This is a genomic window from Streptosporangium sp. NPDC002607, assembly GCF_053592655.1.
This window is the reverse complement of the sequence record NZ_JBSFWD010000032.1, coordinates 1-20,973: the sequence shown is the minus strand read 5'-3', so window position 1 is coordinate 20,973 and position 20,973 is coordinate 1. Positions and strand designations below refer to the sequence as shown.

Genomic DNA, 20,973 nt, shown 5'->3' with positions numbered 1-20,973 from the left:
TCATCCCCTTTGTGACGTGCGGTGATGTCTTCAGGGGGGCGTCATGCCCGGGGTTCCGGAATCTATGCGAGAGCTACTGATTCCAGGACGAACCTTGCGACGGCGGAGGCCGGAGCCGATGAGCCGGGTGATGAGCTCGCGCGAGGAGACGGCCTCCGCGCCCAGCGCGACGGCCCGCTCGTAGAAGGTCTCGGGAACGTCGTAGTGGTCGCGGTCGAACGCCTGGGGCGGCACGCCCAGCAGCTCCGCGAAGGCGTGCAGCTCCCCGGTCGAGCTGTCGCTGACCAGGTGCGACCAGAACAGAGCGTGTGGACCCGGCCAGTTGGGCGGGTCGATGAGCACGCTCACCGCCGGGCGAGGTCGAGCGCGACCTCCAGGGCGGCGGCCCGACGCTCCTCGTCGGAGATCGTCTCGTCCCTGAGGATGATCCACGCGGCGTGCAGCGCGAACAGGGCCATCGAGTTTTTCAGCCGGGTGGCGGTGGGATCGTCCGGCTCGACGAGGAAGGTGAGCAGGTCCAGCATCCGATGGCGGGTCTTCTCCATCGTCGGATGGTTCTTGAGCGAGGTCTGGTTGCGCTCGAAGAACCGCATGATCTCGTGGTGCCGGCCCCGGTGCAGGTCGTCGGAGTAACGGCGGAGCAGTTCGCGGCGCGTCTCCTCGGTGCGCGGCTGGGACGAGGCCCAGGCGATCAGCTCCTCGACCGCGCGCACCCGGTCCTCGGCCAGGCTGGCGACGATGTCGTCCTTGTTTTTGAAGTGGTAGTAGAGAGCCGCCTTGGTCACGCCGAGGGCCTCGGCTATCTCGCGGAGCGAGGTGGCCTCGTAGCCCTGCTCGACGAAAAGAGTCAGGGCGACGTCCTGAATGCGCGTCCGGGTATCGGCGTGTTCCCTCATGGTTCCCTTACCGAGAAATCAGCTTGACGGCCGGCAAGTAAGCGGCCTACATTTCCAGCATATCCGACACTAACCGGTCGGCAAGTAAGCAAGATCTCTTCTAGGGGGCGAAGTGAAGGAGACCGCGGCCTTACCGGCGCGGCGCCGTGAGGTCATGGTAGTGCTACCGGGCCTGATGCTCGCGATGGTGCTGGCCATGCTCGACAACATGATCGTCGGCACCGCCATGCCCCGCATCGTCGGCGAGCTCGGCGGGCTGACGCACCTGTCCTGGGTGGTGACCGCCTACGTGCTCGGCGCCACCGTCTCGACCCCCATCTGGGGCAAGATCGGTGACCTGTACGGCAGGAAGAACATCTTCCTCGCCTCCATCGTCATCTTCATGATCGGCTCCGTGCTCTGCGGCATGGCGGGCTCGGAGATGCTCGGCGGCCCGTCCGACGGGATGATGCAGCTCATCGCGTTCCGCGCGTTCCAGGGCCTCGGCGCGGGCGGCCTGATGGTCAACGCCATGGCCATCATCGGCGATCTCGTCCCGCCCCGCGAGCGCGGCCAGTACCAGGGCATCATGGCCGCCGTGATGTCACTGGCCATGATCGCCGGCCCGCTCGTCGGCGGATTCATCACCGACCACCTCGACTGGCGCTGGGCCTTCTACGTGAACCTGCCCATCGGGTTCGTCGCGCTGGCCCTGCTGGCGATCAAGCTGAAGCTGCCCAGGTACCGCACCGAGCACCGCATCGACTGGCTCGGTGCCGCCCTGCTCTCGGTCGGCATCACCGCGCTGGTCCTCATCACCACCTGGGGCGGCAACGACTACGGGTGGAACTCACCGCAGATCCTCGGTCTGGTGGCCCTCGCCGTCGTCACGCTGGCGCTGTTCATCCCGGTGGAGCGCCGCGCCGCCGAGCCCATCATGCCGCTCAACGTCTTCCGCGACCGCAACTTCAGCCTGATCTCGGGTGTGGGCTTCCTGCTCGGCTTCGCCATGTTCGGTGCCATCAACTTCCTGCCGCTGTTCCAGCAGACGGTCCAGGGGGCCACGGCCACCAACTCCGGCCTGCTGCTGCTCCCGATGATGGCCGCCTCCATGGTGGTCTCGCTCTTCGTCGGCCGCGCCATCACCCAGACGGGCAAGTACAAGATCTACCCGGTCCTCGGCGGCGCGATCATGGCGATCGGCATGTGGCTGCTCTCCCTGATGGACGTCCACACACCCGCCTGGCAGACCGGCGTGTTCATCGCGGTGCTCGGCCTCGGCATGGGCTTCCTGATGCAGACCACCATGCTGATCGCCCAGAACAGCGTCGAGCAGAAGGACCTCGGTGTCGCCAGCAGTGCCTCGACCTTCTTCCGCTCCATCGGCGGCTCGTTCGGCGTCTCGCTGTTCGGCGCGATCTTCAACAACCGCCTCACCTCCAACCTGGAGAGCAAGCTGGGCGCCGCGGGCGAGCAGCTCGCCTCCGGCGGCGCCCAGTTCAACCCGGCAGCCCTGCACGAGCTGCCCTCGGGAGTACGGATCGGCTTCCTGGAGTCGCTGGCCGACTCCATCTCCGGCGTCTTCTGGTGGGCGATCCTGTTCGCCGTCCTGGTTCCGCTGCTGGCGGCCTTCATCAAGGAGGTCCCGCTGCGCGGCGGCACCGAGAGCGCCAAGGAGGCCGAGGCCCAGGTGCCGGTGCTCGACTGATCAGGGATCTTGGGTGCGGACCCCCGGCTTCGGTCGCGAGGTCAACCCGTCCTTCGCTGGAACCACAGCGTGGCGGGCGTCAACAACCGATCCCAAGTTCCGACCCAGCGATTCCCAACCCGCCCCCGCCACGATGAGGGGCATGAAGACGACCATCCCCGCCGCCGGGTACCTCACCCGGCGGCCTTCCGCCGCCGACGCGCCCGAGATCCACGAGCTGATCTCGCTCTGCGACACCCAGGTGATCGGCAAGGCCGACATGACCCTCGACGACGTCGCCGACCAGCTGAACGACTCGTCCTTCGACGTGGAGTCCGACGGCTGGCTCGTCCACGACGAGAGCGGGCGCCTGGTGGCCTGGGCCTGGGCCTGCCGCAAGGGCGCCAGTGACAACGTCGACGTCGACGTGGTCGTGCACCCCGGCGCGCCGGAGCTGACCGGCCCGCTCTGGGACACCGTGACCGAGCGGGCCGGGCAGATCGCCGCCGAGCTGGGCCACGGCCGGGCCGTGGTGGACATCGGTCTCTACCGCGAGGACGGCGGCAAGCGCGCCGTCGCCGCCGCCCGGGGTTTCAGCGCCGCCACCAGCTTCATCCGGCTCCGCGCCGACCACACCGGGCCGGTCGGCCGCCCCGGCCCGCCGGCCGGGATGACCGTGCACGACGGGCTCACCGAGGAGGTGCGCCGCCAGGGCCACGCCGTGGAGCAGGCCGGCTTCGCCGACCACTTCGGGTTCGCCCCGAAGGACTACGACGAGTGGTACGACGAGCTGAACTCCTCGGTCAACACCGACTGGTCGCAACTGGCGGTCGCCCGCCTCGACGGCGAGCCCGTGGCGATGCTGCTGGGGACCAACGCCTTCCTCGGGGACGAGAACTGCGGCTACGTACGCCGGCTGGCGGTGCTCCCCGCCTTCAGGGGCCGCGGCCTGGGCCGGTTCATGCTGCGCGGGGCGTTCGCCGACGACGCTCGTCGCGGGCGGGTCGGCACCTACCTGCACGTCGACGCCAACAACAGCACGCCCGCCCTCGACCTCTACCTCTCGGTGGGCATGCGCCAGGTGCTGGCCATCGACGTCTGGCGGCGCACGATCTGACCCGCACCGTACGGCGCCATCGAGCGGGGAAGGCGCTCTCAGCCGGTGGGAGGTCAGTCGTCAGGAGTCACCCGGTGCTTGGAGAGGTGGGCCAGGACCGCCTGGTTGGCCTCCCAGCCGTCGGGGAACTTCACCGGCACGCCGAGCTGGACCGGCTCGGCCGACGGGTGGGCGTCCAGCAGCTCGGGAATGCCCGCCCTGGCCACCACGACGCAGGCGTGGCGGTGCCGGGAGGCGAGCACGCACAGCCGCCCCGACTCCAGGTGGAACGCGGTGGCGTCGCGGCGCCCGGAGAGGGGATGGAGCACGATCGTCACATCGTACTCCCGGCCCTGCAGGCGGTTGGCGGTGTCCACCGTGATCTCCGGCGGCACCCCGGCGGCCCTGATCGCGGCCACCTGGTCGCGGTGCGCGGCGCCGATGGCGATCCGGTCGGCCGTGACGGGATGGCTGCCGCGCTCGGAGTGTGCGACCGGACTCCGCTGGAGCAGCCGCGTCGCCAGGCTCGCGGTCGCCAGCACGGCCTCCGCGTCGGTGCGCACCGTGTGGCGGCTGGGCAGCTCGTACAGTGCCCAGCCAGACCCGGCCGCCTCCTCCAGCGCCAGGTCGAAGGGGGTGCGCATGCCGTTCACCGTGAACTCCAGCGACCGGTCGGCGGGGCCCGTCCCCGCGCGGAACCCGGTGAAGGGGTAGAACGCCTCGGAGACCACGGGCGCGGCCGAGGCGGGCAGCCGCCAGGAGACCGGCAGCCGGTGCACCGGCAGGTCGGGGTTGTGCCGCAGCAGCACCGAGACCGCGCTCTGCACCGGGTCCCACGACAGGCCCGCCCAGCGGTCGCCGTCCACGATCGAGAACGGGTCGAGCTGGCCGGGGTCGCCCACGAACAACGACCGCTCGAACAGCGAGGCGATGCGCAGCAGCTTGTCCGAACGCATCTGGTAGGCCTCGTCGACGATGGCCCAGGGCCAGGTGCGGTCGCCGATCCATGCCCACTTGTCGGCGGTGGCGATCACCACGGCCGGGTCCCCCAGATCGGGCAGCTTGCCCGCGACCGAGACGTTGGGCAGGGCGAGGATGCGGCCGGGCGTGATGTAGCCGCTCGCCGAGAGCCGGCCGACCCCCAGATCGGGATGCTCGGCCGCGAGCCGTTCCACCAGGTCGTCCACCTGCTCGTTGGTCTGCGCGACGATCATCAGCGGCTCGCCGGTCTCGGCGATGTGCCCCGCGGCCTTGACCACCAGCGTGGACTTGCCCGCGCCCGGCGGCGAGTCCACGACCACGCCGCGGTGACGGGGCAGGTCGGCCAGGACGGCGTCCACCACGGCCGCCGCCTCCTGCTGCGGCGTCATGCCACGCCTCCGCCACTGCCCGCCGGGTCCGTGTCGCGGCCCGTCACCCGGGCACGGTGCCAGGGTGACGGGCCCGCCGTTCCGGCACCGGCGGCCTGGTCCTCCGGTGCCGCCGCCGAGCGGGGAGCACGCACGGCCGGGAGAGACACCGGCCGGCCGTGCGGGGTCCGGTGAACGCTCAAAGCCATTCCTCCTGCGCGTCGTCGTCGCCGGGCTCGTACTCCTCCGGCGGCCCGCCATGGGTCCACGGCGTCTGCTCGGGGTCCGGCAGCGCCGCCGACGACTGGAAGTCGTCCGTCAGTGAGGTGTACGAGACCCGCTCGCCCGGTTCGGGCACCGAACCCGGAGCCGGGGTCCTGCCCCGCCCCATCCCCTTGGTGATCTTAAGGGTGATCTCCCCGTCGACGACCTCGACGATCTCGGCCGCGTGGCCACGCCGGTCGGGGCTGCCGACGGTGGTGCCGGGCGTGAGCCGCACCGGGTCGCCGGTCCTCACCGTGATCAGGGGCCGGAGCTTGCGCGAGCGGCCCTCGCCCTCGCTGTGCTCGGGGTCGGCGGCGATCACCGTCCCGGCGAAGGCCTCACCGGTCAGCCGGTACTCGGCCATGAGCAGCGGGTCGTCGTGGGCCCGCTGCACGTCGTAGCTCGCCCGTGCCCGCTCCAGCCCCGCCAGCCTCGCGGCGGCGCTCACCGCTCCGTCCCTGCGGGCCTGCGGCGGGCTCCCCTCGGCGATCCGCTCGACGAACCGGGTGAACGACCCGCGGTCGATCTCCCAGCGGTCCTTCACCCGCGAGCCCTCCGGCAGCGACCGCAGCAGGTCGACGGCCCGCCACATCAGCCGCCAGGTGGGGTCGAGCTGGGTGCGCAGCGCCTGGCTGACCCGGTCGACGGCACGGTCGGTCGGCGCCTCCTCGTAGGCGCGGATCGCGGGAGCGAGCACCTCGTTGTCGAAGCCCGGGTCGGTGGTGGGGCCCGCCGGCGGCCAGAGCAGCGGGTCCTCGGCCTCCTCGGCCGCCCGGTGCCCGGACATTCCCGGCGGCGGGTCGATCCATCCCAGCAGCGCCGCCAGGTTGGCGTCCTCCAGGCTGCTCTGCCCGGTCGCCCAGTGCAGGCTCAGTGCCTCGGTCGCCGCGAGCAGCACCGAGGAGCCCGGCTGCTGGGACCGGTCGGCGAAGTAGGTCAGCCACCGGCCGAGCAGCGGCACCGACGGGTGCACCGGGTAGGGGCCCTCGGCCCTGCGGAACCTGGTGGAACGGCCGAGCAGCCCGGTGAACGAGGCGGCGGACCGGTTCGGCACGAGGATCTGCGGCGCGTCCAGGCACCGCTCGTACGGCTCGCCGCCCTTGCGCTCGACCGTCTCGGTGCTTTTCTCGAACCCCTCGATGTAGGGCAGCAGCACCTCGGCCAGCCCGGCGGCGAAGGCGAACCGCAGGTCCCGGTTGCGGGGCTGGGGGACGACGAGCAGCCGGGGGTGACCCGGGTCGGTGCCCACCATGGCGGCCAGCGGCGCGGCGGCCTCGCCCGCGAGCTTGAGCGGGATGAGCACCAGCGGCTGGGCGGAGATGTGGCAGTGCCTGACCGTGGTGACCCGCTGCGCGACACCGTCCCTGACGGCCCGCAGTCGCGCCAGCGCCGTCAGCGCGCTCACCTGTCGTCCGCTCTCGCCGCGGTGACCCCCGGCGCGACCGGCCCGGTGGCCTCGACGATCCTCACCGCAGCGACTCCTCGCGCAGCCGGTCCGCCAGCCGGAGCAGGCGGGCGATCTCCTCCTGGCCCTCGGCCACCTCGCGGGTGCCCTCGGCCAGGCCGAGCGCTTCGTGCATGCCGGAGACGCCGCCCAGCTGGTCGCGGATCTGACGCCCGAGCAGGTCGGTGGATCCGCAGGCGCGGGCCTCGTGACGGCAGAACATGCACATGTCGCAGGTGGACAGGCAGTCGGGCGCGTAGCGGGCGGGTACCTGGAGCAGCGCCTGGGTCAGCTCGTCCGCCGAGCGGGTCGGCACCCCGTCCTCGCCGGGGGCCAGGTCGAAGGTGAGGTCGTCCGGCAGGCCCTCCAGCAGGTACTCGACCCTGGTCATCCTGGTGAGCTGGCGGCCCAGCACCGACAGCTGCCTGCGCACGTCGACCAGCGCCGCGGTCGGGCGGTTGGCGAAGTTCTCCGGGCAGACGAGCACCACGTCGTGGGAGACGCGCTCCGGGTCGTGTCCGAGGTCGGCCATGAGCGTGCGCAACGCCAGGACGTAGACCGCCGCCTGCCGTGCCGCCGCCGCGACCTTGTCAGGCTCGGCCTGGCCGTCGATCATGCCGAACGACTTGATCTCCACGATGTGGAATCGCCCGCCGACCTGGAAGGCCACCACGTCCGGTTCGAGGTAGGAGGTGTGCCCGGCGATCTCCAGGCTGAACAGCGGGTGGTCGTAGAACACCGCGGTCCCGTCGTCCTCGCGCGCCGCGCGGTCGATCAGCGCCCGGGTGTGCGAGTGGCGCAGGTGGGAGCCGACGCTCTCCACGTCCCGGTAGCCGACCTGGGCGACGGACAGGCCGAGCAGTTCGCGCAGCAGCCGCAGCAGCTCGGCGCAGCCGTTCTCCTTGACCAGCGACTCGAAGACGTTCCCGCGGGTGATCGCGAACTGGGACTGGCCGAACGGGGCGGGGAAACCGACGTGCCGGGCCGTGCGGTCCTTGTCCACGCCCGCGGCGTCCATCACCGCCCGGCGCGCGCAGCCGGGGTTGGCGGCCAGCGCCGAGATGGCCCGTGCGTCGTGCGGGCGGGCGGGCATCGTCCCGCGCAGCTCGTCAAGCCTGTTCAGGAAGGCCCTCTCCCGAAGGCTGTTCATGCGCGGGTCCCCCCGTCCAGCCTGGTCTTCAACAGGCCCCCCTCAAGGTGTTCATCGCGGTGACGCCGAACAGGCGCTCGACGTCCGGTAGTTGCCTCGTCGCCCGCGCCGCCACCTCGGCCCGCTGCGCGGTGTCGGCGGCCCGGTGCACCTCCAGCTCGGCTCGCGCCGCGCGGATCGCGGTCGCGGGGTCGGCCGGGGCGAAGCCCTCGACGGCGCCCGGGATGTTCTGCGCCATCCGCGACAGCAGCCGCACCGCCCCCGCCGGCGGCTCGGCCAGCCGCGCCAGGTGCTCGGCGATGCGCATGGTCGAGGTGAGGAAGTCGACGCGCGGGCTCAGCGGTCCCAGCACCCGCGACTCGGCCGACCAGGTGCTGTCGGCGAGCAGCCCCCGGGCGGGGGAGAGCCGGTCGGTCAGCGCGGCGCACAGGTAGTACGGCCTGGCGTAGGGGTCGCCGCGGAACGAGCGCTCCTCGTCTCGGCGCAGGCTGGTCAGCTGTGAGCCGCGGAGCTCGCGGGAGAAGAACGCGTCGTTCACCGCCACGATGAGCTTGGCCGAGGTCGGCACGCCCAGCATGGCCAGCGCCTGGTGCACCTGCTCCCTGATGGGCAGCAGCGAGGTCTCGGGCTCGCGCGCGGGCGTCGGCGCCTCGGAGGTTATCGCCGCGTCCCATGCCTGTTCGGCTCTGCGCAACTCCCCGCGCAGCGACCGGGCGAGCGAGTTCTCCTTCGCCTTGACCGCCCGTCGCACCTCGGCGCGGAGGTCGGCTATTCGCCGTTCCAGCGCGTCCAGTGAATCACTCACGGCCCGGAGCGTAACAGGAGTTCCACTGGTCTCCCTTCAATTCCAGTGAATTCCAGCATTAAAGAGCAACCCATCGCATCGCGATAACGGGATGAAAAGGGCATTTGATACGTAACCCACGGCTAGAGGTGAAGAACCTGACAGGTGTCGCGCGCCCCGCCACCCGAGACGTCCGGACCAAGATGAGTCACCACCACGAAACCGGCGGCGACCATTACACCGCCGCGGTGAATCACCGCGCCATGGTCACGGACGGCCTGCACAGCACTCCCGGCGACCGTGTCTCGTCGGACTGCGCCGGCACTCCTTGACGCGTACGTTGCCGGCGGTCACGCTGTCACTGCTCATTCACGGCGAACTCGGATCGTATTGCCGAGGCACCGTGTCGTACGTATTCACCGGCGAAGTCCCGGTCGGCCCCGGCACGTCCGCCTTGAGACGCCGGGGGCCGTTCCGGCGGGCAGGCGAAAGGACGGTGTCGTGGCCGTGCGGTTCTTCACTGCGAGAGCGCTGGTTCTCGTCGCATCCGGCGTGTTCCTCGCCGGATGCGGGTCACAGGCCGCGTCCGGTGAATCCCCCGACGGTCAGGCGCAGCCGTCGGGCGGCTGCCCGCTCACTCCGGAAGCCCTTTCCAAGGCCACATCCCTGAGCTGGGAGTTGCAGGAGAGGAAAGACGACCACCCGTTGGAGACCGCCGAATCGATCAAAGTGACGGCCTGCCTCTACACGGCCGCGGACGCTCCCCAGGACGGCTCGGATCCGCTGGTCCTGCGAGCCGACGTCGCCACCGGAGCGGATGCGGCCACGATCAGGAAGGACTTCACCGACACGTGCACCGAGTACGGCGGCAAGGTCGGCGACTCAGCCGCGGCTGACGGTGCGATCGTGTGCGACCGGAACGGTTCCATCGTGGAGGGCCTGGTGGGGGGTGCCGATCGAGTGGTGAACGTCTATCTGGTCAACGCGGAGGCGGCCACCGCCGGCAGGCTCACCCCGGCCTTCGACAGGATCCTCGCCGCCGTCGGCTAGCGTCCCGGCGGAGGGCGCCTCCGCTCAGTCCGGGGTAGGGCGTCTTCGAGGGCGGCCGTGAACCAGCGAGCGATGCCGGCCGGATGCGTGACGGCGGTGCCGACCACGACCGTGTGCGCCCCCAGGCGGGGAAGGGCTTCGGTGGTCTGCTCGGTGGTGTGGACGCGGCCGTTCCGGCGCCCCGGTGGCCGGGTGCTCCCGATCACCCCTGAACGCCGGCCGGTGGCGCGAGCCAGGCGGGTAACGGGCGGGTGTGCAGTACGTCCAGTCGCGAGACGGCCCGGGTCAGCACGACGTAGAGCCGGTTGAGTCCTCGGGTCTCGGCTTCGGCGATCTCGGCGGGCTCGGCCACCACCACGTGGTCGTATTCGAGACCCTTGGCCATTGCCGCGGGGACGGCGGTGACGCGGGCCGCGGAGGCGATGTCGTCGAGCGTGGCGACCTCGATGCCTTCGGCCCTCAGCGCCGTCACCAGCTCGCCGAGGGCCGCGTCGGCGGCGATCACCGCGATCGAGCCCTCATGGCCGAGCGCGTCGCGCACCGCGCGGACCGCGGTGCCGGCGAGCTCGGGTGTCCGGTGGACCCCGAGACGGCCGTCCGTACGGAACGAGCGAGTCCTGGGCACGTCCACGGCCAGTTCCTCCAGCAGGCGGTTGGCGATCGCGACGACGGCGGCGGGCACCCGGAAACCCGTGGTCAGGGCGGTCAGCTTCGCGTCCGGCTTGCCCAGGTGGGCCAGGTGCTCGCGCCAGCCGCGGGCCGCCCACCGCGTGGTGCCCTGCGCCAGGTCGCCGAGCACGGTGATCGAGCCGTGCTCGCTCCTGCGGGCGACGGCCCGGCACTGCATCGGCGAGAGGTCCTGCGCCTCGTCGACGATGACGTGACCGTATCCGCGAGGGCGCTCCAGCAGGCCCGAGATCTCGTCGAGAAGTACGGCGTCGGCCGCCGACCACCTGGCGCTCCTGAACGAGCGCGGCGGCCTGGTCCACAGGATGGCCGCCTGCTCGCCGGGGGTGAGGACCCCGTCCGCGGCCCCGGCCAGCACCGCGGGGTCGCCGAGCAGTTCCGCCAGCACCTCCTCCGGCCGGACGGCGGGCCACACCGCGTCGACGTGCGCGGTGAGGGCCCTGGTCATCCCGCGCGTCCAGGCGGCACTCGTGTTCCGGCCGCGTGCCTCCGCCTGCCGAAGCAGGACGGCCACGGTACGCGAGAGTACGCGCTCGCGGCCCACACCGTACGGGGTCGCCTCCCGCAGGACGGCGTCCACGATGGCACCGAACTTCTCCTGTCCCACCCGCCAGCGGTGGGAGCCGTCGGGGACGGTGATCGGACCCGCCGGGGCCGTCACCCGCCGGTACAGCGCCTGACGCAGCACCTCCGCCATGCGGACGTCGTGCTTGACGGCCGCGGCCTCCTCGCCGTCGGCTCCCCTGAGCGGCCCTCTCGCCAGCAGCCCCGCCATGGTCGTCTGCTCGACGTCGACCTCGCCGAGCGCCGGGAGCACGGCCGCGATGTACCTCAGGAACGCCCGGTTGGGGCCGAGGATCAGCACGCCCGTGCGCGAGAGCCGCTGCCGATGGGTGTAGAGCAGGTAGGCGGCCCGGTGCAGTCCAACGGCGGTCTTACCGGTGCCCGGCGCCCCCTGGATGCAGATCGACTCCTCAAGCCCGGCACGGACCAGCTCGTCCTGCTCGGGCTGGATGGTGGCCACGATGTCGCGCATCGGCCCGACGCGGGGGCGCTCGATCTCGGCGGCCACGATCCGGCTCGCCATGCCCAGGTCCTGACCGGCCCCAAGGTGCTCGTCCTCGAAGCCGGTCAGTGTGACCGGCTTCGAGGACCAGCCGAAACGGCGCCGTACGGACACTCCTTGCGGGTCGCGGGCGCTCGCCCGGTAGAACGTCGTGGAGACGGGCGCACGCCAGTCGATCACCATCGGCGCTCGCCCGGTGCCACCGGAGACATGGCGCCGGCCGATGTAGTAGCGCTGCCCGTGGTGCTCGGCCAGGCCGGTACCGATGCCCGGGCCCGGAGCGAAGTCGAGGCGGCCGAAGAACGGCGGCCCGTCCGGCTGCTCGTCCAGCTCCTTGGCAAGGCTCCTCAGGTCGTAACCCAGCCGCTCCGCGCTGTAGCGGTCACCCGCCACCCGCTCGCCGATGACGACGTTCAGCCGCGCGCTCTCGGCCATCCGGCGGATGGCCGCCCTGCACTCCGCCAGATAGGCCCGCTCGTCGTCGAGTCCGGCACCTGTCATCGCCCATCACCTCCAAAAAAACTTAACTCGGTCAAGATATTAACCGGGTTGTGCTTCTGTTAGGTTGGAACACGTGACAGGACTCCGTGAACGCAAGAGGCGGCAGGTCCACGAGACGATCTCGGCGGAGGCGATCTCGCTCTTCCTGGAGAGGGGATTCGACGAGGTGTCGGTCGCCGAGGTGGCGGCGGCGGCGGGGGTTTCCAAACCGACGCTCTTCAAGTACTTCCCGACCAAGGAGGACCTTGTCCTGCACCGCATCTCCGACCATCAGGGCGAGGCCGCCCGGGTCGTGCGCGAGCGCGGGGCGGGCGAGGCGCCGCTGGAGGCGCTGCGCCGCCACTTCCTGGCCGGGCTGGAGCGGCGCGATCCCGTGACGGGGCTCAACGACCACCCCGAGGTGCTCGAATACCATCGGATGGTCTTCTCCACGCCCAGCCTCGCGGCCCGGGTGCTCCACCACATGGCCTCGGACGAGGAGGCCCTCGCCGCCGCGCTCGCCGAGATCACCGACGAGCTCACCGCACGACTCGTCGCGGGCCAGGTCCTGGCCGTCCAGCGGGTGCTGGCCCGGCGCAACTGGCTGAGGCTGGTGGAGGGGGAGACCGCCGAGCGGACCCACCTCTCGGCCGTCGCCGCCGCCGACCACGCGTTCGCCCTGCTCCCGAAACTGGGCTGAACGCCGCACCGGAGACCTCGCGCGGCGTGACCTTCCGAGCCGGCCGTGACACGCCCGCAGGCGTCGCGAGGTGATCATGACGATGCGGCCGCAGGGTTCCTGCCCCGCCGGAGGGTGGGCCCGGCGCGGTTCCGTCATTGACAGACATCTCCACGTGTTCCTACTTTGGAAACAGTGTTTCCTCTAGGGAATCGGATGGTAGTGCCGTGGAATACCCCCTCTCTCTGGCGCTTGTGGACTTCTTGCCGGTTCTCGCCATGGCGACCGGTGTCACCCTGCTCGTTGCCCGCGTCGGCGCCCTCGCCGGACCGAAGGTGACGCGTGTCGCACTGGCCGGGGGGACGCTCGTCGTGATCGGCGGCGCCCTCAAGGCCACCTGGAAGACCATCGTGGCCCTGGGCGGGCCGGACATCGTCTGGATGGCCAAGGCCCAGTTCTTCCTGCTCGGGCCGGGCTTCACCCTTCTCGCCTGGGCGCTGCTGAGCGTCCGTCCAGGTGAGGCGGGCAGGAGGATCGCTCCGCTGTGGGCGTTCGTGGCTTTCGCCCTGATCGGAGTCGTCGCCGCGGCCGGCGTCGGAGCGACCTGGCCGCTGCTCGTCGTGACCACGGCGTCGGCGACGCTGCTCGCCGTGCGAATGATCCTGCTGGCCCAGAAGTCGGGTGACACCGTGGCGATGGCCCTGCTGGGGTTCAACATCCTCGGTACCTACAGCATGGGGATGCTCGCCGGGCAGCCGGAGCAGACCATCACCCTGCAGTGGTTTGAGGAATCGCTCAACACCTGCGTCTGGACGGCCTTCGCGGTGGCGGTGTGGCGGCTGACCCGGGCCGGGCGAGCACTCACTCACGTCCGGGCGGTTTCGGCGTCGTAACCGGAGCGTGCCCGTAGCACGACCAGGCCACTGATCGCTGCGGGCACCAGCAGGGCGGCGAAGGCGTAGAGCAGCGAGCCGAACACGTCGGACACCGTGCCCACCAGGAGCGGTCCGAGCGCTCCGCTGAGGGCAAGGGTGAACTGGAGTACGGCGAAGCCGACACCGCGCCGCTCCGCCGGCAGCAGATCGGCCAGGCCGGCGGTCAGGTTGGCGATCGCCGCGCCGAAGAAGGCGTTGGTGAGCGCGAACATCGTGATGCGCGCCCCGAGGAACGGCAAGCTGACCGCGGCCGCGAAGCACAGCGCGCCGGCGATCAGGCTGCCACCGCTGAGCGTGATACGCCAGGCCCGAACCTGCACCTGTCCAGGTGACTTCACAGTGAAACAACGTTCCCTTAGAGGAAACAAGGGTTGGAGGGGTCCATAGATGGACGCGCTGCCGGCGGAGCAGGGCGCCTCGCCCGCGCCGCCGAAACCGGAGTCGCTGATGGGCACGATCCGGGGTCGTGTGCTGTGGTCCGTGCTGGGCACCTGGTTGCAGGCGCTCGCCACCACGGCGCTTCTCCTGCTCGTGGGCGGCGATCGGAGAGATCGCGGCGGGGCGAACGCCCGGTGGCGGGCTGATCATCGGCCTGGTGACGGCCGCCGTGCTGCGAGCCCTGTTCGCGGCGCTGATCCCGGCCGTCACCATCCGAGCCGGCGGTCTCCTGGAGGTGAGTCTGCGAGCGCGGATCTACCGCCACCTGCTCCGGCTGGGCGCGCCCCTGCGCTCACGTGAGCAGACCGGTCACCTGGTCTCCACCGCCACCGAGGCGGGAACTGGTCGCCACCTACTACGCGACCTTCCTCGGCCCGATCCTGGCTTCGATGACGGTGCCGGTCCTGGTCCTTGCCGCGATCGCACTGTTCGTCGACCCGTGGGCGGCGCTCATCATCGCCATCGCCGTACCGGCGATCCCGCTCACGGTCGGGATCTTCGAACGGAGCTTCGCCAAGGTCAGCGCGGGCTACCGGGACACCGCCAACCGGCTGGCCGCCCGCTTCCTGTGTACGCCCGCCAGGTCGACGACCTCGACCAGCCGGCGGGCCGGGCGTCCACCTGAAACGCGGCCGCGGGGAAGCCGCGTTCTTCCCCGCGGCTCGCCCCCTCCCGGTTCTCCGAGTTCGACGAGCCCGCGGCGGCGGTACCTACCAGTTCGTGTCAGGTGGATCCCGGTGGCCGGGAGAGCGACCCGGAACTGTCCGGACCCGCACGGCCCCGGCACCGCAGCGGCCGTGGCTGAACGGCCCGCCGCGGGAGGGGCGGCGAGACCTTCCGCCGCCCGCCGAGGATGTCAGCTCTCGATCTCCGTGCGGTCGCCCGACCACAGGGTGTGGAAGGAGCCCTCGCGGTCCACCCGCTGGTAGGTGTGCGCACCGAAGAAGTCACGCTGGCCCTGGATCAGGGCCGCGGGCAGGCGCTCGGCCCGCAGCCCGTCGTAGTAGGCCAGCGCGGTGGAGAAGCCCGGTGCCGGAATGCCCAGCTCGGCGGCCTTCGCCACCACCCGCCGCCACGAGTCCTGCGCCAGGGTCAGCGCTTCGGCGAAATAGGGGGCGGCGAGCAGGGTGACCGGCTTGTCCGGCGCCGCGTACGCCTCACGGATGCGGTTCAGGAAGACGGCGCGGATGATGCAGCCGCCCCGCCAGATCGTGGCCAGCACGCCGGGGTCGACGTTCCAGCCGTACTCGGCGCTGCCCGCCCTGATCATGTCGAACCCCTGGGAGTAGGCGACGATCTTCGAGGCGTACAGCGCCCGCCGTACATCCTCGGCGAAGTCCTCGCCGACGGCGCCGGCCGGTACGCCCGAGGGGCCCGGCAGGCCGCGCGCGGCCGCGCGCAGGTCGGCGTGGCCGGACAGGGAGCGGGCGAACACCGCCTCGGCGATGCCGCTCACCGGAACCCCCAGGTCCAGGGCGATCTGTACGGTCCACCGGCCGGTGCCCTTCTGCTCCGCCCGGTCGGCGATCACGTCGACGAGCGGCCTGCCGGTGGCCGCGTCGACCTGGCGGAGCACCTCGGCGGTGATCTCGATCAGGTACGAGGACAGCTCACCTGAGTTCCACTCCGCGAAGATGTCCGCGAGCTCCGCCGGGGTCCGGCCGAGCCCCTGCCTGAGCAGGTCGTACGCCTCGGCGATGAGCTGCATGTCGGCGTACTCGATGCCGTTGTGCACCATCTTCACGAAGTGCCCGGCGCCGTCGGGGCCGATGTGCGCGCAGCAGGGCACGCCGTCGACCTTCGCCGCGATGTCCTCCAGCAACGGCCCCAGCGTCTCGTACGACTCCTTCGAGCCGCCAGGCATGATGCTCGGCCCGAGCAGCGCGCCCTCCTCCCCGCCGGAGATGCCCGCGCCGACGAAGTGCAGGCCGCGCTCGCGCAGCGCGGCCTCGCGCCTGCGTGTGTCGAGGAAGTGCGCGTTCCCGCCGTCCACCAGCATGTCGCCCGGCTCCAGCAGGGGGGCGAACTCCTCGATCACCGCGTCGGTCGCCGCCCCGGCCTTGACCATGATCAGGATGCGCCGGGGGCGCTGCAGCGCCGCGACGAACTCCTCGGGAGTCTCGCAGGGAACGAAGGTCCCCTCGTCCCCGTGCTCCTCGACCAGTGCCTTGGTCCTGTGGTGTGACCTGTTGTGCACCGCTACCGAATGCCCGTGCCTGGCCAGGTTACGGGCGAGGTTCGCCCCCATGACGGCCAGCCCTGTCACACCGATCTGTGCCTGAGTCATCAAATACCTCCAGCTCGGAGACCTCGGTCCTCATGACCGGGAAAGAAAACACGACAGGATGCCACGTAGTGGGTTTCTCGAAAGCATGAGCGAACCCGGTCCGTGCACCATCACCGTTTGTGACGTACGCAGATCGTGAAGCGAGCGTTCACATTTCGCTTCCATCCAATTCTTCACGCCAAGAATGCCAGTCCGCACCCGCCCTGACTAAAGGGGCGAAGAGAGTGTCGGCGCCGTGCCGACCGGCGGACCGTCCGCTTCCGGGCGGCTCCGGCCCCGCTGGGAGCGGGGGCGACGTGACCGGACCCCACCCCGAGAGGGCTCACCGGCCGAAGCGGATTCCCGGGGTCTCCAAGCCGATGAGGCCGCCCAGGCACCGGTAGGTCCGCGCCCCACCCTGGAACTGCTCCTGGGAGGGGGGCAGGACCGTGCCCTGCCACCTGCTCCGCCGATCGCTGCGGGTGTCGTGCATGGAGGCGAACATGACCTGTTCCGAGCACACCTTCCGCACCGTCGGATGCTTCTCCAGGGCTGCCAGGTCGTAGGTGAGCGAGTCCTGCGGAAGCGGGGCGATCGCGTACGTCTCCCACACGTGTGACTCCTCGCAGCCGATCCGCTTGGCCGTGGTGTCGCCCGCGATCGAGACGAGGCCGCCCCAGCACTCGGGCTTCACCACGCACGCGGCCCCCGCACCCGCGACTGCCGAGGCGGGACAGGCCGCCGTGACCGTGGGAACCTCCGGGACCTTGGGGGCCGCGGACACGCCGGACGCCGAGGTCGTGCCGTCCCCGGCGTTCTCGCCGCCCAGGAGCGCCTGCCGGCCCGACTGCTGCGAGGTGGTCGGGGTCTGGTCGCGATTCTCGACGTACATGAGCCCGGCCCCGGCCAGTAGCAGGATCACGAAGGCTACCGCCACCGCGACGAAGACCCGCGTGTTCGACGAGGCGGGATGCTCGGGCGGTTTGGTACCGCTCACCCCCGGAGACGTCAGATGCGACCGTACCGGCTCCCTGCCGGGCCCGCCCTGGAGCGGCGGTGTGCCGTACGGCGGTGGCACTGTGGCGTACGGCGGCGAGGGGGAGGGGGTGGGAATAGGGGGGACGGGCCGCGGGGCATGAGGCGGGGAGGCCGGGGCGTCACCCCCCGGGCGCAGGCTCGCGAGGGCGTCGCGCAGCGCGGCCACCGAGGGGGTGCGCCGCGCGGGGTCGGCGGCCATGGCATCCCTGAGCACGGCGGTCAGTTCCGGCGGCACCCCTGGGATCTCGGGGACGGGCAGGCGGTGCAGGGCCATGATGACCGCGATGTTGACCACACCGCTCTCCGGGAAGCGCGGAGGGCGCCCGGAGAGCAGCGCGTACAGCGTGGCGGCGAGGGAGTAGACGTCGCCCGCGGGGGCGGGTTCGGTCAGCTCGAACGCCTCGGGCGGAGCATAGGCAGGGGTGAGGGACTCCCTGGTCACCGACGCCTCGCTGCCCGACGAGGGCATGGTGGCCAGGCCGAAGTCGGAGAGCACCGCATTGCCGTACCGGTTGATCAGGATGTTGGCAGGCTTGATGTCGCGGTGCAGCACTCCGGCGGCGTGCGCCGCCGACAGCGCGTCGGCGATCTTGATGCCGATGTCGGTGACCTCGGCCGGCGGCAGCCGCCCCTCCGCACGCATCCGGTCCAGCAGCGACCCGCCAGGGCACAGCTCCAGGACCATGTACGGCCGCCCATCGGGCAGGACCCCGGCGTCGTAGACATGGGCGACGTGCGGATGGCCGGAGAGGGCGCCCGCCGAGGTCACCTCGCGCATGAAACGGCGCCGGTCCCGTTCCGAGACCAGCACCCGGTTGTCCACCTTGAGCGCGACCTCACGCTCCACCGCCAGCTGCCTGGCCCGGTAGACGATTCCGAAACCACCCTGGCCGAGCACCCCGGACACCTCGTAGCCCGGTACGGCGACGGCACCCGCTCCGGCCACCTGCCACCTCCTGAAGACGAGCGGCAGATTACCGGAGTTTCACCCACGAACCACGCGTTATACCGGCAGGCGCCGCTTCTGGTCGCTGGGATGTCCGTCACCGAGCTCCGCCAGAAGCGCGTCCCAGCGGGCCCCGATGGCGTCGAGGCTGTAGTCGGCTGCCGTCAGCACCGCGTTGTCGCCGAGCCTGCCACGCAGCTCCCGGTCCTCGATCAGCCGGCAGAGCGCCTCGGCGAGCGCCGCGGGCTTTTTCGGCGGAACGAGCAGCCCGTTGTGCTCGTGTGCGATGACCTCCCCGGGGCCGTGCGGGCAGTCGAAGCTCACCACCGGCACGCCCTTGCTCATCGCCTCCAGGATCGTCATGCTGAATCCCTCGTAGCGCGAGCTGACGGCGTAGATCGATGACTTGGCCAGCTCCATGCCGATCTCCGACGAGCTGCCCATGAGCAGCATCGTGTCCGACAGCCCGGCCTCCTCGATCCTGGCGCGGAGCTTCCGCTCGGCCTCGGGCCTGCCGCGCCCGTAGAGGCGCAACACCCAGTCGGGGTGCGCCGCGGCAACGGGCTTCCACGCCTTCACCAGCAGGTCGAAGCCCTTGGCGTGAACCATCCTGCCGATGGCGACCACGACTTTCTCGTCCAGCTTCGAGACGCCACCGGACAGCGCGGTCACGGCGTTCGGGATGCGCAGCAGCCGTCCGGGCGGCGTCTTCAGAGCTCTGTGGTAGTGCTCCAGGTCCACCTGCGTCAACGTGACGAAGGCGTCCAGCCTGCCGTAGCGCCGCTTGATGAGCCGGACGACCTCGGGGGAGTGCACGTCGAGTGCCACGTGCTCCTGGCCGATGGTGATGACGCCCGGTGGCGTGAACAGGGCGGTGATCAGGTTGAATCCCGGCCGGGTGGAGATCAGCACGCCGGTGCGCATGGATCGCAGGTAGCGGACCATGCGCAGGTCCGTCAGCAGTGAGACCGCCCGGTAGACGTTCTCCTGCCTCGGGATCAGCATGCTCGGCAGGCGCGACAGCAGCCACCCCACCGGGCCTCGCCGCCGGGTCCTGTCATCCAGGAACGACACCCGCACGCCCGGCGGGATGGGAAAGAACGGCTCCCTGGCCGTCCGGACCACACTGACGATCTCCACATCGCGCTCGCGCGCCAGGTGACCCGCCAGGTTGAGCACGGTCCTGATGGTGCCGCCCATTCCGTACGCGTGCTGCAGCAGGATGCGGACGGTTCTCGTGTCGGGCGCCGGAGCGCGCCTCGCCCGCCTCGCGTTGAGCGCCCGCAGCACCCCGAACGCCGCCCGCCTGACAGCCATCCGTGCTCGCCGCGTCTTCACGCTCTTCCCCGACATGCCGAGAGCCCCCCGCCCATCCCGCATTCCCTGTCGTTCCCCTTCCCGGAGCCACTTCCGCTAAAGCACACACGTCGGACAATCCAGCTCACTGCCCGATAGATCGCCGTACGGACCACAGCGGTCCTGGACCGCCGGTGAATCAGTCCCTTCCGTCCTTCGCGAAGTGGGTTACGTCCCTTACTCCACCGGAGTCGCTGTTCGCGTTCATGGCGCTTTCGGCCGGGGCTCCCGGCCTATGCTGTTCCTCTCCGTGTGAGGGGAGCATCGGTGGGCGGACGGGATCCGGATCGGCGTCGAGCGCTGCTCGACGCCGCGGACCGGGTGATCCGGCGTGAGGGACCCGAGGCGTCCATGGCGTCGATCGCCGCCGAGGCGGGGGTCACCAAGCCCATCCTCTACCGGCACTTCGGTGACAAGAGCGGGCTCTATCAGGCCCTGGCGAACCGGCATGTCCGCACCGTGGTCGGCCTGCTGCGCCCGGAGTTCGACCGGGCCAGGGCCGACCTGCGCAGTCGCGCCCGGGCGACGATCGACGCCTATCTGGAGATGATCGCGGCCAACCTGAACCTCTACCGGTTCCTCTTCTACCGGGCCGGTGCGGAGGACAGCCGGACCCACTCCCAGATGACCGCCATCGTGCGCAGCCTCGGTGAGGAACTCGGCACGGTGATCGCCGCCGAGACGGCGGTGCCCGATCCGGTTCGCGCCCAGGTACTGGGTCACGCCTTCGTCGGTATGGTTCAGGCCACCGGTGACTGGTGGCTGGAGCATCCCGAGGTGGACCGGGCCGAAGTCGTCGAGGGGCTGGTCAGCGTCATCGTGGCGACGATGTCGGCCACGCTCTCCCGCTGACGTCGCCTGTCACCGGCTACCCGCTGCTCACCGAACCGTGAAAGCCGGTCTTCTGGAGCACCTGCCAGAGCAGGACCGCGCCGAGCAGGAAGACGGCGCGGTCGATTTGACGATGTGGGACGAGGTTCGTACAGTTCACCAGACCCGAGGGAGACGGCGGTGGCGCCAGGGCCTCGGGAACCTCTCTAACGATCTTCGCCCCAAGGGGATATCTGTCCCCAAAAGGGGTCTGATTCGACATGAATCAGACGGTCGAGTAGGTTAGAAGGGTTGCTCTGGAAACAGAGTCGCCGAATTCCAGAAAGACCTGCAAGATCAAGTCAATCGCTTCAAAACGAGCCGGTTTGACACGAAAAAGCGGGCCTGAAAGAATAACGGCACAACGAAAGAACAGAACAAAACGAACCGCCCCTGGTTCTCCGGCCGAAACTGGTCGGGACGACGGTGTACGCGTCCGTTTCTTGAGAACTCAACAGTGTGTTAAAAGCCAGTGCATGAAGCACAACCCTGTCCAACCTGCCCTTTCATCGG

General features: G+C 70.5%; 19 protein-coding genes. 6 read left to right on the top strand and 13 right to left on the bottom strand.

From position 1 onward, the window contains the following. Positions 1-30 precede the first annotated feature (30 nt). Both ACWD3H_RS30405 and ACWD3H_RS30400 read right to left on the bottom strand, forming a co-directional pair. Positions 31-348, bottom strand: coding sequence for a DUF4031 domain-containing protein (locus tag ACWD3H_RS30405; RefSeq protein ID WP_350963965.1), 318 nt, complete (start codon positions 346-348; stop codon positions 31-33). Next, positions 345-896 (bottom strand): TetR/AcrR family transcriptional regulator, encoded by a 552-nt coding sequence (locus tag ACWD3H_RS30400; protein WP_350927566.1) that lies wholly within the window; start codon positions 894-896, stop codon positions 345-347. Before ACWD3H_RS30400 ends, ACWD3H_RS30405 begins: the two co-directional genes overlap by 4 nt. 154 nt (positions 897-1,050) lie before the next feature. On the opposite strand from ACWD3H_RS30400, the gene ACWD3H_RS30395 reads away from it, so the two are divergent. Continuing rightward, the gene (locus ACWD3H_RS30395; protein ID WP_451957432.1) at positions 1,051-2,583 is read left to right on the top strand and encodes an MDR family MFS transporter; all 1,533 of its coding nucleotides are present in this window, start codon (positions 1,051-1,053) and stop codon (positions 2,581-2,583) included. 142 nt (positions 2,584-2,725) lie between these two features. Then, entirely contained in the window at positions 2,726-3,679 is a 954-nt protein-coding gene (locus ACWD3H_RS30390) for a GNAT family N-acetyltransferase (RefSeq protein WP_451957431.1), read from the top strand. Between the two features lie 53 nt (positions 3,680-3,732). Here the strand turns inward: ACWD3H_RS30390 and ACWD3H_RS30385 are convergent, their stop codons facing one another. From ACWD3H_RS30385 to ACWD3H_RS30370, 4 genes are all read right to left on the bottom strand, one after another. After that, positions 3,733-5,028 carry an AAA family ATPase gene (locus ACWD3H_RS30385; RefSeq protein WP_030922360.1) on the bottom strand — a complete coding sequence of 432 codons (1,296 nt, stop codon included), beginning with the start codon at positions 5,026-5,028 and terminating at the stop codon, positions 3,733-3,735. 178 nt (positions 5,029-5,206) lie between these two features. Then, positions 5,207-6,676, bottom strand: a complete 1,470-nt coding sequence (locus ACWD3H_RS30380; protein WP_355567435.1) for a hypothetical protein — start codon at positions 6,674-6,676, stop codon at positions 5,207-5,209. Positions 6,677-6,737: 61 nt separating this feature from the next. Continuing rightward, positions 6,738-7,865 carry a hypothetical protein gene (locus ACWD3H_RS30375; protein ID WP_451957430.1) on the bottom strand — a complete coding sequence of 376 codons (1,128 nt, stop codon included), beginning with the start codon at positions 7,863-7,865 and terminating at the stop codon, positions 6,738-6,740. A gap of 28 nt (positions 7,866-7,893) precedes the next feature. Next, positions 7,894-8,670, bottom strand: a complete 777-nt coding sequence (locus tag ACWD3H_RS30370) for a hypothetical protein (protein WP_451957429.1) — start codon at positions 8,668-8,670, stop codon at positions 7,894-7,896. 480 nt (positions 8,671-9,150) lie between these two features. Between ACWD3H_RS30370 and ACWD3H_RS30365 the strand changes: the two genes are divergently transcribed. Next, on the top strand, positions 9,151-9,699 hold the full coding sequence (locus ACWD3H_RS30365; RefSeq protein ID WP_355567441.1) for a hypothetical protein: 549 nt from the start codon (positions 9,151-9,153) through the stop codon (positions 9,697-9,699). Between the two features lie 202 nt (positions 9,700-9,901). Here the strand turns inward: ACWD3H_RS30365 and ACWD3H_RS30360 are convergent, their stop codons facing one another. Further along, positions 9,902-11,953 (bottom strand): HelD family protein, encoded by a 2,052-nt coding sequence (locus tag ACWD3H_RS30360; protein ID WP_451957428.1) that lies wholly within the window; start codon positions 11,951-11,953, stop codon positions 9,902-9,904. Between the two features lie 73 nt (positions 11,954-12,026). On the opposite strand from ACWD3H_RS30360, the gene ACWD3H_RS30355 reads away from it, so the two are divergent. Both ACWD3H_RS30355 and ACWD3H_RS30350 read left to right on the top strand, forming a co-directional pair. Further along, on the top strand, positions 12,027-12,632 hold the full coding sequence (locus tag ACWD3H_RS30355) for a TetR family transcriptional regulator (RefSeq protein ID WP_355568342.1): 606 nt from the start codon (positions 12,027-12,029) through the stop codon (positions 12,630-12,632). Positions 12,633-12,838: 206 nt separating this feature from the next. Further along, positions 12,839-13,504 (top strand): hypothetical protein, encoded by a 666-nt coding sequence (locus ACWD3H_RS30350; RefSeq protein WP_451957427.1) that lies wholly within the window; start codon positions 12,839-12,841, stop codon positions 13,502-13,504. Here ACWD3H_RS30350 and ACWD3H_RS30345 read toward each other — a convergent pair. The 5 genes from ACWD3H_RS30345 to ACWD3H_RS30325 all read right to left on the bottom strand — a co-directional run bounded on the left by ACWD3H_RS30345 (position 13,477) and on the right by ACWD3H_RS30325 (position 19,551). Next, complete coding sequence (locus ACWD3H_RS30345; protein ID WP_451957426.1) at positions 13,477-13,866, bottom strand: hypothetical protein; 390 nt, start codon at positions 13,864-13,866, stop codon at positions 13,477-13,479. The two genes, ACWD3H_RS30350 and ACWD3H_RS30345, sit on opposite strands and share 28 nt — an antisense overlap. A gap of 473 nt (positions 13,867-14,339) precedes the next feature. Continuing rightward, entirely contained in the window at positions 14,340-14,471 is a 132-nt protein-coding gene (locus ACWD3H_RS30340; protein WP_451957425.1) for a hypothetical protein, read from the bottom strand. A 369-nt stretch (positions 14,472-14,840) separates the two neighbouring features. Further along, positions 14,841-16,271 (bottom strand): NADP-dependent phosphogluconate dehydrogenase, encoded by a 1,431-nt coding sequence (gndA, locus tag ACWD3H_RS30335; RefSeq protein ID WP_355568333.1) that lies wholly within the window; start codon positions 16,269-16,271, stop codon positions 14,841-14,843. Positions 16,272-16,593: 322 nt separating this feature from the next. Continuing rightward, positions 16,594-18,234, bottom strand: a complete 1,641-nt coding sequence (locus ACWD3H_RS30330; protein ID WP_451957424.1) for a serine/threonine-protein kinase — start codon at positions 18,232-18,234, stop codon at positions 16,594-16,596. A gap of 57 nt (positions 18,235-18,291) precedes the next feature. After that, entirely contained in the window at positions 18,292-19,551 is a 1,260-nt protein-coding gene (locus tag ACWD3H_RS30325; RefSeq protein WP_451957423.1) for a glycosyltransferase family 4 protein, read from the bottom strand. Between the two features lie 306 nt (positions 19,552-19,857). Between ACWD3H_RS30325 and ACWD3H_RS30320 the strand changes: the two genes are divergently transcribed. Next, entirely contained in the window at positions 19,858-20,442 is a 585-nt protein-coding gene (locus tag ACWD3H_RS30320) for a TetR/AcrR family transcriptional regulator (RefSeq protein ID WP_355568324.1), read from the top strand. A gap of 16 nt (positions 20,443-20,458) precedes the next feature. On the opposite strand, the gene ACWD3H_RS30315 is transcribed toward ACWD3H_RS30320, so the two are convergent. Next, on the bottom strand, positions 20,459-20,581 hold the full coding sequence (locus tag ACWD3H_RS30315) for a hypothetical protein (RefSeq protein WP_451957422.1): 123 nt from the start codon (positions 20,579-20,581) through the stop codon (positions 20,459-20,461). Between the last annotated feature and the right edge of the window lie 392 nt (positions 20,582-20,973).